The organism is Rouxiella sp. T17 (assembly GCF_036663475.1).
Lineage (GTDB): Bacteria > Pseudomonadota > Gammaproteobacteria > Enterobacterales > Enterobacteriaceae > Rouxiella.
Genome location: NZ_JAWUEA010000042.1, coordinates 97,171 through 111,480 on the forward strand (window position 1 = coordinate 97,171; position 14,310 = coordinate 111,480).

Sequence of the window (14,310 nt, forward strand, 5' to 3'; positions counted from 1 at the left end):
TTAGCTTCACGAGTAGCTAAAGTAATCCAAAGGGACGGAAATTTTCGTCCCTTTTTTATTCGCCGTTTTTAATTTTACCGTTTCGGCAAACATCACGTCTTGACTCACAAGCAGGGTATAAATCAATCAGGCATTATTCTGCTTTATTTATCTCGGCGAGCATCAATTCTACTTCAACATTACGCAGCTCTTTTCTGGCAAGGCCGGTTAAATTAGCATCGGTAATGATGCTGTCAAACTGCGATAATGTCAGCGCGAGAAAGGTGGCGATTTTATTATATTTTGAGCTGTCAGCCAGCAATACCCGCTTTCTGCTGCTTTCGCTGGCGGCGCGTTTCACGGCAATTTTCTCTTCTTCAGGGGTAAAAATCCCGCGACTTCCCCAGCAAGAGGCTGATATAAAAGCGATATCCAACGATAATCCGCGCAGCGTTCGCGCCGCCGCTTCACCTACCGACGAGCGGTTTTCACGCGTTAACGTGCCACCCGTATGAATCATCCGACACTCGCTGTTATCAATTAAAAAGTTGGCTATCGCAAAATCATTGGTGACCACCAATAAGTCATTTCGCAAGGCTAATTCCCGCGCCAGCATCAGCGTAGTCGTCCCCGCATCAAGATAGATGCAGCTATTTAATGGAATAGTCTGCGCTGCCGCTTTACCAATAGCCTGCTTCTCAAGACTGAACATGGTGCTTTTATCGTGATGAGAAGGCTCTCTGGAAATACGTTCCGTCGATTGCACGCCACCGGTCACTAATAAAACCGCGCCCTGTTCCTCTAATTTTTGCAGGTCTCTGCGAATCGTCATTTGAGAAACTAACAGCGTATCTGAAAGTTCAGCGATACTAATTACACCGCGCTCCTTTAATAAGGCGACGATTTGCTGGTGTCTTTCCATCGGGATCATTAATTATCCTTTCACTGTTAACTATCAACCAATAACGATGACATACCTATTTAAGGATGAAGTGTAAAACAACCGGCGAGCGACGCACCAACTCTTTTTTCATCATCGATAAAAAAATAACATCGTTAAACAACGTTAATTTTCATGTTAGTTCACTGATTTACAAAGGTTAACTGATAAGAGTAAACATTGATGCGATGTTAAAATTTGGGAATTAGATGAGATGTAATGTTTGCAAATGTGAGAGTGATCACCCTTTGTGGTCGTTAAAATGCCTATAGTTTGCCCATGAAATCAAAATTTAACGAAATTTAACACGAGGTCAGTATGTCAAATGCAGCGCAGATGTCTGTTTGTGTCGTCGGTCTGGGATCTATGGGAATGGGGGCCGCGCAGTCGTGCATTAAAGCGGGCCTGCAAACTTACGGTGTCGACCTGAATCCAGCCGCGTTGCAGACATTACGTGACAGTGGCGCAAAAGCGGCGGAAAACAACGCCTCGGCTTTTGCTTCGCAGCTTGATGCCGTACTGCTGCTAGTGGTAAATGCGAAACAGGTAAAACAGATCCTGTTTGGGGAAAATGGCCTGGCAGCGAAATTGAATCCTGGCACGCCGGTAATGATCTCGTCGACCATTTCAGCCCAAGACGCGCAGGAAATTGCCGCGCTGCTGGCCGAACACCAACTGTTGATGCTCGACGCGCCTGTTTCCGGTGGCGCAGCTAAAGCGGCAACGGGCGACATGACCGTCATGGCTTCCGGCAGCGACGCAGTTTTCGAGCTGCTGAATCCGGTGTTAAACGCCGTGGCGGCGAAGGTTTACCGCATTGGCAGCGAAATCGGCTTAGGTTCGACGGTGAAAATTATTCACCAGCTGCTGGCAGGCGTGCACATTGCGGCGGGTGCCGAAGCGATGGCGCTGGCCGCGCGAGCCGGCATTCCGCTGGACACTATGTATGACGTCGTCACCAACGCGGCCGGGAATTCGTGGATGTTTGAAAACCGTATGCGCCACGTGGTTGACGGCGATTACACGCCAAAGTCTGCGGTCGATATTTTCGTCAAAGATCTCAATTTAGTTGCCGACACCGCGCAATCACTGCATTTCCCGCTGCCATTAGCCTCAACCGCGCTGAATATGTTTACTTCGGCCAGCAACGCGGGCTTTGGTTTGGAAGACGACAGCGCCGTGATCAAAATCTTCAGCGGCATTACCTTACCGACTAAACAGGAGGGGAAATAATGGTTCTCGGGGTTATTGCGGACGATTTTACCGGGGCGACGGATATCGCCAGTTTTCTGGTGCAAAACGGCCTTTCTACGGTGCAAATTAATGGCGTGCCTTCTGGCAAGCTTGATACTGACGCCGATGCGATCGTCATTAGCCTGAAATCGCGCTCCTGTCCGGCGGATCAGGCCGTCCATGACTCGCTGCAAGCCTTGAAATGGCTGCAACAGCAGGGCGCGGAACGCTTTTATTTCAAATATTGTTCAACTTTCGACAGCACCGCGAAAGGCAATATTGGCCCTGTGACCGATGCATTGCTCCACGCGCTTGGCGAAACGCAAACTGTCATGTCGCCCGCGCTGCCCGTGAACGGACGCACCGTTTACAAGGGACATCTGTTTGTCATGGACCAGCTGCTTTCCGATTCCGGCATGCGTAATCATCCCGTCACGCCGATGACAGACAGCAATCTGTTGAGACTTATTGAAAGTCAGGCCGAGGGAAAAGCCGGGCTGATCGATGCCCAGACGCTGGAATCCGGGGTCGAAAAGGTGCAGCAAAAGCTGGCCAAATTAGCGCAGGAAAATGTCCGCTACGTGGTGCTGGATGCCCTTAACGAGGAGCATTTGGTTATTCAGGGCGAGGCGCTAAGCGCGATGAAATTAGTGACCGGCGGCTCGGGACTCGCGATTGGTGTGGCGCGAGCCGCGGTAAAAGCAAGGCAAAACAAAGAGACAGCGCAAGAGCAAGGCGAAGAGCAGCAACAGGCGCAGGCGGCCGGTTATCCAGGCGGCGAACGCGCCGTAGTATTATCGGGATCCTGCTCGACCATGACCAATGCGCAGGTCGCTAAATACCGCCAGCAGGCACCGTCGAAGGCGATTGAAATAGCCGCCGTGCTGGAAAATGTGCAGGGTTACGCCACGCAATTATGTGACTGGATAGCGCAAAACTCTGCTCAATCCCTCGCGCCGCTGCTCTACGCGACTGCCGATAATGAGGCGCTCAAAAAGATTCAACAGCAATACGGCGCGCAAAAAAGTAGCGAGGCCATTGAGCATCTGTTCTCGCTGATTGTGAGCGAATTAAAAAATCGCGGCTGGCAGCGTTTTATCGTTGCAGGCGGAGAAACCTCTGGCGTAGTGGCGCAGACGCTGGGCATTGATGTGTTCCACATCGGACCGGTTATTTCTCCGGGCGTTCCGTGGGTCAAAGCCGTAAACCAGCCTATTTCGCTGGCCCTTAAATCAGGTAACTTTGGCGATGAAAACTTCTTTGCCCGCGCGCAAACTGAATTTCCGCTATGACCTGTTTTTACTGTATAGCTTTAACCGTTTAGCAATAAAGCCATTAACAGCGCCAAAAATGTAAGGTAAGGATTTACGATGCCAAAGTTTGCTGCCAATTTATCGACCATGTTCACGGAATATCCGTTCCTCGAGCGTTTTGCCGCTGCCGCGAAGGCCGGCTTTAAAGGGGTTGAGTTTTTATTCCCGTATGATTATCCGATTGCAGATTTAAAGCAGGCGTTAACCGATAATCAGCTTGAAATGGTGCTGTTTAATACCTCGCCCGGTGATACCGCCGCGGGCGAGTGGGGCGTTTCGGCTATTCCCGGACGTGAACAGGAAGCCAGAAAGCATATTGATTTAGCGTTGGAATACGCGGTGGCGCTGGGCTGTAAGCAGATTCATATTATGGCGGCCGTGGTTCCTGAAGGTGCAAATCGTCAAGACTATTACGCGACCTTTATCGATAATTTACGCTATGCCGCCGACCGTTTTGCGCCGCACGGCATTACTGTTCTGCTTGAAGCATTAAACCCTAAAACCAAGCCAAACTATCTCTATTCCAGCCAGTATGAAACGCTGGAATTAGTTAAAAAGGTGGGTAAAGAGAATATCTTTACTCAGCTCGATCTTTTTCATGCGCAATTAGTCGATGGCAATTTAAGTCATCTGATTACCGAATATTCCGGTCAATATAAACATATTCAGATTGCCTCTGCGCCCGACAGGCACGAGCCTGATGAAGGTGAAATCAATTATCCGTGGATTTTTGATCTCCTCGATAAAAGGGGTTATAGCGGCTGGATTGGCTGTGAATATCTGCCTCGCACCACGACTCTGGATGGCTTAGGCTGGTTCCAGCAGTATAAGTAACTGTCACGAATAACAGTTACATATAAATTATTGAAACGTAAATGATAAAAGGGAAACCTGTGCTGCTTTTCGGCGCAGGGATTACCCTTATGGCCAATTTCTTCACCTGCTCATTGACACGCTTTAAACACCAGAGGCTATAACTATGTCTACGGCATTACTGTTAACCATTGCAATAGCCAGTGTGCTTATTCTGTTGCTGCTGGTTATTAAAATAAAAATCCATCCTTTTGTCGCCTTATTGGTGGTCAGTTTATTAGTGGCTATCTGTACCGGAATTCCGGCCGATAATATCATGAAAGTGATTGTCTCGGGCATGGGCGGCTTATTAGGCTCGATCACCATCATTATTGTGCTAGGCGCGATGCTTGGCGCAATTATTGAGTCTTCGGGTGGCGCTGAAGCCTTGGCGCATAAATTTACCGGTACGTTAGGCATTAAGAGAACCATTGCCGCGTTGACTATGGCGGCGTTTATTCTCGGTATTCCGGTATTTTTCGAGGTCGGCTTTATTATCGTTATCCCGCTGATCTATGGTTTTGCCAAAGTCGCAAAAGTCTCGCCGATTAAATACGGTTTGCCGATGGCGGGCGTGATGTTAACCGTACACGTCGCGCTACCGACGCATCCGGGTCCGGCCGCCGCTGCCGGAATTTTGAATGCGGATATGGGCTGGCTAATGCTGCTCGGAATTATTATCTCCGTGCCGGTCGGTATTGTGGGCTATTTTGTGGCGAAGGCGATGAACAAGAACAACTACCAGTTATCGCTGAACGTGCTCGAACAATTGCAGCTCGCCAAACCGGAAAACAGCCCGCGTAAAACGCAGGTTCAACCACCCAGCGCGTCATTAATTTCTTCGCTTATCGTGGTGCCGATCGTATTAATTGTCGTGGGCACATTGGCACATACTTTCTTGCCGGAAGGTAACGTCATTCGTCAGCTGTTGTCGCTGATTGGTACTCCTGCCATTGCCCTGCTGATTGCCTTGGCGCTTTCTGCCTGGCTATTAGCGATTCGCCGTGGCGTTAGCAAAGACAAGCTCGGAGAGATATTAGATAGAGCGATTCCCAGCTCGGCGGGCGTTATTCTGGTCGCCGGAGCGGGTGGCGCGTTTGGTAAAGTATTGGTGGAATCAGGCGTCGGCAAAGCGCTGGCATTATCGCTGGAGACTATTCATTTACCGTTAATTCCGGCCGCCTTTATTCTCTCGCTGGCTTTGCGCGCTTCACAAGGTTCTGCGACGGTCGCCATTTTGACCACCAGCGGCTTATTAACGCAGGCCGCCGCCGGAATCAGCGAAATGCAGCTGGTGCTAGTTACGCTCTCTGCCTGTTTCGGCGGCTTGGGCTTATCCCACGTGAACGACGCCGGCTTTTGGGTAGTGACTCGCTACTTAGGATTATCAGTAGCCGATGGCCTCAAAACCTGGACCGTATTAACCACCGCAATGGGCGTTACGGGCTTCGTTATCATCTGGGGTCTCTCCTTTGTGATTTAGAAATCTGTTGTGCCGCCTGGCCGTCTCTTTGCCGAATAATCTTCGAGTAGAGAGGCGGCTTTTTTGTTTGTCGCATGGCAAAAACTTGCCGAAGCTCGTAAATAAAAGCTTTGCTCTCCTCATTCAACGCTTTCTCATAAGCACCAAATTTGTGCACTGCGCCACAAAATATAGAATCCATCATCCCTGCTATTAAAGGTCTAATAATACGCCCTGTGAATTTTTGCACTTTACGGGTGCGAAGTGCGGTATTTGCTGGTTATTTTGCACCATCGTAAAGCTAATTTTTAATATAAAAACACCCAAGCCATAAGTAAATTGAATGGCTACCGAAATTCCGGCAAATAATGTTAACTTTGTCACAATTTATTAAAGGTGAGATGTGGTTAACCTGCTGAAAATTAATGATTTAAAAATATAATAACGATCAGTTTACTCTACCTTTCACCTGCCGTTAATTCCCTCGGATTGCCAATTTCCCGTAAAAATAAAGGTTGAATATTCAATTTTTAAAATGATAAAACATTCTCATTCGATAATTGTTTTGCATTTTATTCCCTACTATAAGGTCTGAAAAAAATGGCACTGGAAACTGCAGAAGTTCGTATCGCTCCTCGCTGGAAACGCCCTTCAAAAGATTGGCTCGACGCCTTTGCGCCTTTTCCCGTGGCGAATATCGGCGACGCCATGGAACGCTTAAGCATGTGTGATGCGGGCATTATTCCGCTTACCGCCGACAGCGCATTTATTGGATTCGCCTTTCCGGTGCAGGTCACCGCGGGCGATAACGCGGCGGTCATTATCGCGCTCGATCACATCGAAGAAGGCGACGTGATGATGATAAACGGCATGGGACACATTGACCGCGCGCTGGTGGGTGAGCAACTTACCCAACGTTTTCAGCATGCTGGCGCGCGTGGACAGGTAATCGACGGCGCGGTGCGAGACAAAAAAATCATTGAATCCACCGCCTTCCCGACCTTTTCGCGTGGCACCAGTCCGGCCGGTCCATACAAAAATGGTCCCGGCGTCATTGGCGAGCCGGTGGCGATCGGCGGCGTAGTGTGCAGCGCCGGTGACATCGTGGTCGCCGACAGCGACGGCATCATTATCATCCCGTTCTGGCGAGCGGCAGACGTTTTGGAAAAGGTAAAAGAGGTCGCACGACGTGAAGCCGAGATGACCGCAGAAGTCACCGGCAAGTACAGCTAAATCACACTCCAAGACCGGCTCAGCCATAATCGGGCCGGATTTCATCACTCTTTTAGCAGGGCAGAACAATGAATAAATCTCCCGTTGCATCCATGGATTACGCATTGCCGGCAAAAGCTTCGACAAAAAACAACGTGGTCAAGCGCGCCTCTCTGGCGGGCGGCGTGGGCTCTTTTGTCGAGTGGTATGACTATGGCATTTACGGTTTGTTGGTCAGTACGCTGGTGTTGGTGTTCTCCGCCAGCAGCATGAATACCACCGACGCCGGGTTAATGCTGACGTACGTGGGCTTCACGGTCAGCTTTTTGGTCCGTCCGTTCGGTGGCGTAATTTGTGGCTACCTTGGCGACAAAATGGGCCGCCAGAAATTACTCGCCATCCTGCTATTGATGATTTCACTGGCGACCGCCGCCATCGGCCTGCTGCCAAGTTATGAAAGTATCGGCTGGGCCGCGCCTGCCTTGCTGATTTTGCTGCGCATCGTGCAGGGATTTTCTGCCGGTGGCGAAGTCTCGGGTGCCGGTTCTTTTGTGGCGGAATATGCCGAAGACCATCGCCGCGCAGTGGTGATGTCGCCGCTGGTGATGGGTTCTTTCATCGCGCTGTTGTTCGGCAGTTTGCTGATTAGCAGCCTGATCAATATTTATGGTGCCGACGCGATGCGTGCCTGGGTGTGGCGCGTGCCGTTCCTGCTGGCGATTCCGATGGCCCTGATTGGCGTCTATATTCGAACTCGCATTCAGGACACGCCTCATTTTCAAATGGTGAAGCAGAACAAAGCCGTGGTGCGTAATCCGATTCGCGAAGTCTTAACCTCCAGGCGTCATTTGAAAGCCATCGGTTTGGCCATCACCTTGCCTGCGGTTAATGGTCCGGGTTATTACGTGCTGTTTGTCTACATGCCGACCTACCTCAATAAAATCATGCACTTTGCGCAGGTACAGAGCCTGATGGTGACTGCCTGCGGCCTGCTGACCATTATCGGCGCCATTCCGATGATGGCGTGGCTCTCTGACCGCCTTGGTCGTAAACCGCTGCTGATTGCCTCCGCTATCGCGATGGCGGTGCTGGCGTATCCGTGCTTCTGGCTGCTGACATTGGGCATGATGCCGCTGGCCTGCATGGCCGCCATTTTACTGGCCTTCGCCTTCGCGGGTCACGCGGCGGTGATTCAAGCCACGCTGGCCGAAATGTTCCCGACCAACGTGCGCTACAGCGCCTACAGCATCGGTTTTAATCTTTCTACCGTGATTTTTGGTGGCTCCGCGCCGCTGCTGATGACCTGGCTTATCGGCCTGACCGGCATCGCCAGCATCCCGAGCTACATGGTGATGCTGACCGCCATGCTCACTCTTATCAGTACCTTATATCTTAAAGAAACTGCCGGTAAGCCGCTGCGCGCGGAGTAACGGACATCCGATTGCGTTAAGAAGAATTGAACATCTGTCGAGGTAATGATGAAACACACGTCAACATGGCGAATGGGATTTGATATCGGCGGCACCTTTACCGATTTGGTGCTGCTAAACGATGAAACGGGCATGGCGTTGCGCCACAAGACGTTGACCACGCCGCACGATCCGTCAGAAGGGGCGTATACCGGCCTGACGCAGCTGGTGGAAATGGCAGGTTTGAAAGCCAGTGAGATTCATACGATAACCCACGGCACCACATTGGCTATCAATGCACTGCTCGAAAGGCGCGGTGCGAAAACGGCTTTGGTCGTGACTAAAGGTTTTCGCGATGTGCTGGTGCTGGGCCGTGAATATCGCTACGACATTTATGACCTCAACGGCGCGCCCGCTGCACCTTTGATCCCGCGTTCTCAGGCCTATGAAATCAACGAGCGCCTGACCAGCCGTGGCGAGGTGATTACTGCATTAGATGAAAACGAGGTCGTAACGCTGGCCGCGGAACTGCGCGAAGAAGGCTATGAGGCGGTCGCTGTGCTTTGTATGCACGCCTACGCCTGGCCGGAACATGAAAATCGTATCGAAGCGATTTTAAGCCGCGAATTGCCGGGCGTGTCGATTTCGGTATCACACAAGGTTTCCCGCGAGATTCGCGAATACGATCGCGGCGTGTTAACCGCCATGAACGCCTTTGTGCAGCCTAAAGCGCGGCACTATATGGCGCGACTGGAACAGAAACTGCGCGACGGCGGATTCGTTTGCGATTGGTTGGTGATGGGGTCCAACGGCGGATTAATGGCGCCGCAGGTGGCTGCCGATTACCCGACGCGCATTATCGAATCAGGCCCGGCGGGCGGCATTGTCGCCACCGCCGCTTTCGCGCGCAAAAATGGTCACGCTCAGGTGCTGGCATTTGACATGGGCGGCACCACGGCGAAAGCCTGCGTGGTGCGCAACGGCGAGCCTTCGATTACTACCGATTATGAAGTCGGACGCGCCGATCGCCTGCTGAAAGGCAGCGGATTGCCGGTAAAGCTGCCGGTGGTCGACATGATTGAAATCGGCGCGGGCGGCGGCAGTATCGCGCGGGTCGATTCGCTCGGCCTGCTGGAAATTGGCCCCGAAAGTGCCAGCGCCTATCCGGGACCCGCCTGCTACGGGCGCGGCGGCGAGCTGCCGACCGTGACCGACGCCAATCTGGTGCTCGGCCTGCTTGACCCCGACGCCTTCCTCGGTGGAAGAATGAGCCTCGACGTCAGCGCCGCACGCCAGGCTATTTCGCGCATCGCCGAGCCTTTGGGCTTAAGCATCGAAGACGCCGCGTGGGGTATTCACGAGGTCGCCAACAGCAAAATGGCCGAAGCGCTGCGCACCCACGCGGTCGAAAAAAACGTCAGCCCGCACCAGATGACCATGCTGGCGTTTGGCGGCGCGGGGCCAAGCCACGCCTGGTCTTTAGCCAAAATTCTCAACGTCAAGAAAGTTTACTTCCCTAATGGCGCGGGCGTTTACTCCGCCTTTGGCCTGCTCACCGCGCCGCCGAGCGCCGATTTTGTGCGCAGCGATCGCTGCCGTTTGCAGACCGGTCTCGACCTCAAGGCCGTTAGCCGCATTTTCGCCGAAGGTTTTGACGAGGCGTTTACCACGCTGTCGGCGGCCAATGTCGATCCGGCGACCGCCACTACCCAAAAGTTGGCCGACGTGCGCTACGTGGGGCAAGGCTCCGAGCTGACCGTCAATTTGCCAGCATCCTTTATCGAGCAAGGCGACGTCGCAGCATTAATCAGCGCCTTCGAGGCCGCGCACCTTGCCCGTTTTGGCCGCACGCTGAAAGGACAGGGCGTCGAGGTGGTCAACTGGCGTGGCCGCGTGCAAACCACGCCGCCGCTGATGAACACCAGCGACAAGCAAAGCCAGCCCGAGCCTGAGGCGCGTGAGAAAACGCTCGCGGTCTATTTGGGACGAGACAGCGGATTCAGCGACTGCCGCGTGGTGCCGCGCAGCCTGATGGTGACCGGGGAATGGATAGCCGGACCGGCGCTGCTACAGGAAAAAGAGTGCGCAATTTATGTCGGACCCGGCGCCGCTGCCGCGCTCGACGAACAAGGCAATATTCTGATGGAGCTGAAATAATGACCCCCTCAACCCCTGATACTCTGCGTTTTCTCAACGATCCCATCAGCCTGCGCATCACGTGGGATCGGCTGGTCAGCATCTCCGAAGAGGCCGCCGCCACGCTGGTTAACATGGCGTTTTCGAGCATAATTCGCGAGGTCGGCGACTATTCCTGCCTGCTGATGGATGCCCGCGGCAACTCGCTGGCGCAGCCAAAAACCAGCGTGCCGGTGTTTATCGGCACCTTGCCCGCGACGGTTCGCCACCTGCTGGCAAAATTCCCGGCCGAGACGCTCAAACCCGGCGACAGCCTGATCACCAACGATCCGTGGCTGGGCACCGGCCATTTGAATGACGTGACGATTGTGACGCCGGTATTTCGCGACGGCAAGCTGGTGGCCTTTACCGGCTCGGCGGCGCACATGTCCGACATCGGTGGCTCGCTGAATATGGGCTCCTCGCGCGACATGTTTGAAGAAGGTTTTTTGATCCCGCCGAGCAAGCTGATGCTCGAAGGCGAAGTAAACCAGCAGCTTGTCGACCTGCTGCTCGCCAACGTGCGATCGCCGGATCAGGTCGAAGGCGACCTGCACGCAATGCTGGCTGCCAACCAGATTGGCGCCAACGGCCTGCTTGGATTAATGGATGACCTGAAGCTGGAATCGGTCGAGCCGCTGGCCGATAAAATTCATTCGCTGACCGAAAATGCGATGCGCAAGGCGATTGAAGCCGTGCCGGACGGACGTTACGAAGCCGCCGTGGATATCGGCGATTACGAGGGCGACATTCATCTCAACGTGGCGGTAATCGTCGAGGGCAGCAACATTACCATCGATTACGCAGGCTCCTCCGCCGAATCGATGTTTGGCAGCAACTGTCCGATGTCATTTACCTACGCCTATAGCGTTTACCCGCTCAAATGCCTGCTCGAGCCGCATTTACCCAACAACGAAGGCTGTTTCAAGTCGATTACCGTGACCGCGCCGGTCGGCTCGATTGCCAACGCGCGGCCGCCTTGCGCGGTTGAAATGCGTAACCGCGTAGGACACATGGCGCACGCGGCAATCTTTACCTCGTTGGCAGAGATCATGCCCGAGCGCGTCATGGGCCATTCCGGCAGCGCGCCGGTAACCTGCGACGTCTTCGCCGGACAGTTCGACGATGGCCGACGCTTTGTCGAAAGCCTGTGCGTCAATGGTGGCACGGGCGCGCGACCTGCCGCCGACGGCATCGTCACCGGCTTTCCGGGCAACATGTCCTCGACGCCGGTAGAGCTTATCGAATCATCTACCCCCTTGTTATTTCTCGAAAAAGCCATCGTGCCTGATTCCGGCGGCGCGGGGCGTTATCGCGGCGGCGTGGCGCAAAGAATGGTGATTCGCAACACCAGCAACTATCCGCTCTCGCATAGCATGTTTTACTCGCGACAAAAACATCCGGCGCTCGGCGTGCTGGGTGGCGAAGCGGGCGCGCCCAACTTTATCGCCATCAACGGCCAATCGCTGGAAAAACCGGTTGGCCGTCATGACGTGTTGCCCGGCGATAAAGTGACTATTCAAATGCCCGGCGGCGGCGGCAAAAGTCCGGTGAGCGAACGCAGCAAGGCGGCCATTTTATTTGATTTGCAGGAAGGCTACATCACCGAAGCCGGCGCACTGCGCGATTACGGTGTTTCTCTCGAACAATTAAGGAGCAAGGCATGAGTTCACTACAGGGAAAAGTCACGCTGGTGACCGGCGCGGGCAGTGGGATCGGCAAGAGTTCGGCCCAGCTGCTGGCGGCGAAAGGCGCAAAAGTAGTGCTGATTGGCCGTCGCAAGGCGGTGCTTGACGAAGTGGTCGACAGCATTCGCGAGCAGGGCGGAGAAGCCTGGAGCTGCCCGACGCACATCGAAAACAAGCGCGAAGTCGAGGCGCTGATTCGCTGGGTGCATGACGAAGTCGGGCCGGTCGATATTCTGGTTAACAATGCAGGCAGCGCCAGCAAAACCTTGAACGCGCGCTGGATTGAAGAAGAAGAGTGGCAGCAGGTGCAAGACGTTAATCTCAAAGCGGTATTCCTGCTGACGCAGGCCGTGTTGCCCGACATGCTGGCGAAAAAGCAGGGCACGATTATTACCGTTTCGTCGCTGGCGGCGCTGCGTCCGAACCTGCTCGGCGGCGCGGCTTACGGTGCGGCCAAGGCGGGCGTGCGCAACTTTATGACCTATCTGCACAACACTTTTCGCAATGACGGCATCCGTGCGACGTGCATTCTGCCGGGCGAGGTGAACACGCCGATTATGGATAACCGCGCTAATCCGCCGTCGCAGGAGATCCGCGACAACATGGTGCAGCCCGACGATGTCGCCGAGGCGGTACTGCTCTGCGCGGGCCTGCCGCAGCGCACGGTTATTGAAGAGCTGATCGTGGCGCCGACGCGGTTGCGTGATATTTCGGGTGACCTCGAACTGAGCCGCTGGAAAGGCGCGCCGGATGGCCTCTCTGCCGAGTACCAATAATCGCGCCGTCTTTTGGCTAAACCACTCTGTGCTGAACCACAAACGGATAAAGGTGAATTATGTCTTCTTTAACACAAAAATTTAGCGCGGCGGAAGCCGTACAGCGTATTGAACGCACCTCGATGCGCGTGCAACAGCCGGCTTCCAGCGGCGACATGGTCTCGCTGGCGATGGGCGAACCCGATTTTGATACCCCGCCGCGCATTGTGCAGGCGGCCGTCGATGCCCTGAAAAACGGTTTTACCCACTATGCGCCGCTGCTCGGTGACAAGCTGCTGTGCGAGGCGCTGGCCGAAGAAGTGTCGGCGCAGTCCGGCGTGGCGGTGAAGCAGGGCGAAGTTTTAGTCACTCACGGCGGCACGGCGGGGCTGGCAGCGGCGATTTTATCGATTGTTAATCCGGGCGATCGCGTGGTCATTCCCGATCCGACCTATTCTCTTTATGCCGATCTGGTTAACATGGCGGGCGGAATTTGCGTGCCGATGCCGTGCCGAGCCGATCTGCACTGGGATTTGGAGTTGCTCGCCAGCTGCCTCGAAGGCGCAAAATTGTTTGTATTTTGCAATCCGGGCAACCCGACGGGCATCGTGCATACCCAGCATGAAATCGAGATGCTGGGCCGACTGGTCAACCAGCATGACGTGCTGGTGATTGCCGACGAGGCCTACAGCGATTTGGTGTTTACCGGCAAGCCGTTTACCTCGGTGCTTCAGGTCGCCGCTTTCCGTGGACGCACGCTGTTTTGCCAGACCTTCTCCAAAAGTTATGCCATGACCGGCTGGCGCGTTGGCTATCTGGCCGGACCCGCTGCGATGATTGCGGCGGCGGCGCGGGTGCATAATACGGTTAACGGATCGGTCAATACCGCCGTGCAGCGCGCCGCCGTAGTCGCGTTGAAGGAGTGTAAGGATGACGTCAAACGAATGTATGATGTCTATCGCGAGCGGCGGATGATTATGATGGAAGGGCTGATGTCGATTCCGGGGCTGACGTTGAACGAACCCGAAGGCGCATTTTACTGTTTTCCTTCCTATTCGCTGCCGATCCCGGCTATCGACATGGTGGCGCTGCTGCGCGAACAGGGCATTGCCGTTCGGCCGGGCAGCGAATTTGGCGCGGCGGGAGAAGGGCATTTACGGCTCTCCTACGCGGCCAGCAAAGAGGCGATTATTGAAGGGGTTAACAGGCTCAAGCGCGGGCTGGCATCACTGAATTGACCTATTAATTGACTGAAGAATGAAACCACGAAAAGGCTTGCCGTTGGGTAAGCC

11 protein-coding genes are annotated in these 14,310 nt (G+C 54.1%); 10 read left to right on the forward strand and 1 reads right to left on the reverse strand.

From position 1 onward, the window contains the following. Positions 1-133: 133 nt before the first annotated feature. Positions 134-910 (reverse strand): DeoR/GlpR family DNA-binding transcription regulator, encoded by a 777-nt coding sequence (locus tag SC206_RS21070; RefSeq protein WP_332740520.1) that lies wholly within the window; start codon positions 908-910, stop codon positions 134-136. A gap of 327 nt (positions 911-1,237) precedes the next feature. On the opposite strand from SC206_RS21070, the gene ltnD reads away from it, so the two are divergent. The 10 genes from ltnD (at position 1,238) to SC206_RS21120 (ending at position 14,256) form a co-directional block, all read left to right on the forward strand. Continuing rightward, positions 1,238-2,152, forward strand: a complete 915-nt coding sequence (gene ltnD, locus SC206_RS21075; RefSeq protein WP_332740522.1) for an L-threonate dehydrogenase — start codon at positions 1,238-1,240, stop codon at positions 2,150-2,152. Continuing rightward, the gene (gene otnK / locus SC206_RS21080) at positions 2,152-3,444 is read left to right on the forward strand and encodes a 3-oxo-tetronate kinase (protein ID WP_332740524.1); all 1,293 of its coding nucleotides are present in this window, start codon (positions 2,152-2,154) and stop codon (positions 3,442-3,444) included. Before ltnD ends, otnK begins: the two co-directional genes overlap by 1 nt. A gap of 78 nt (positions 3,445-3,522) precedes the next feature. Beyond that, positions 3,523-4,299, forward strand: coding sequence for an HPr family phosphocarrier protein (locus SC206_RS21085; protein WP_332740526.1), 777 nt, complete (start codon positions 3,523-3,525; stop codon positions 4,297-4,299). Between the two features lie 145 nt (positions 4,300-4,444). Continuing rightward, on the forward strand, positions 4,445-5,800 hold the full coding sequence (locus tag SC206_RS21090; RefSeq protein WP_332740527.1) for a GntP family transporter: 1,356 nt from the start codon (positions 4,445-4,447) through the stop codon (positions 5,798-5,800). Positions 5,801-6,379: 579 nt separating this feature from the next. Continuing rightward, positions 6,380-7,012 carry an RraA family protein gene (locus tag SC206_RS21095; RefSeq protein ID WP_332740529.1) on the forward strand — a complete coding sequence of 211 codons (633 nt, stop codon included), beginning with the start codon at positions 6,380-6,382 and terminating at the stop codon, positions 7,010-7,012. Positions 7,013-7,080: 68 nt separating this feature from the next. Continuing rightward, a complete protein-coding gene (locus SC206_RS21100) occupies positions 7,081-8,421 on the forward strand; it encodes an MFS transporter (RefSeq protein WP_332740530.1) in 1,341 nt (446 codons plus the stop codon). A gap of 45 nt (positions 8,422-8,466) precedes the next feature. Continuing rightward, complete coding sequence (locus SC206_RS21105; protein ID WP_332740531.1) at positions 8,467-10,557, forward strand: hydantoinase/oxoprolinase family protein; 2,091 nt, start codon at positions 8,467-8,469, stop codon at positions 10,555-10,557. Beyond that, positions 10,557-12,242 (forward strand): hydantoinase B/oxoprolinase family protein, encoded by a 1,686-nt coding sequence (locus SC206_RS21110; RefSeq protein ID WP_332740532.1) that lies wholly within the window; start codon positions 10,557-10,559, stop codon positions 12,240-12,242. Before SC206_RS21105 ends, SC206_RS21110 begins: the two co-directional genes overlap by 1 nt. Beyond that, positions 12,239-13,039, forward strand: coding sequence for an SDR family oxidoreductase (locus tag SC206_RS21115; protein WP_332740534.1), 801 nt, complete (start codon positions 12,239-12,241; stop codon positions 13,037-13,039). The genes SC206_RS21110 and SC206_RS21115 overlap by 4 nt, the downstream gene beginning before the upstream one ends. Before the next feature lie 59 nt (positions 13,040-13,098). Next, positions 13,099-14,256, forward strand: a complete 1,158-nt coding sequence (locus SC206_RS21120) for a pyridoxal phosphate-dependent aminotransferase (protein ID WP_332740536.1) — start codon at positions 13,099-13,101, stop codon at positions 14,254-14,256. Positions 14,257-14,310: the final 54 nt, after the last annotated feature.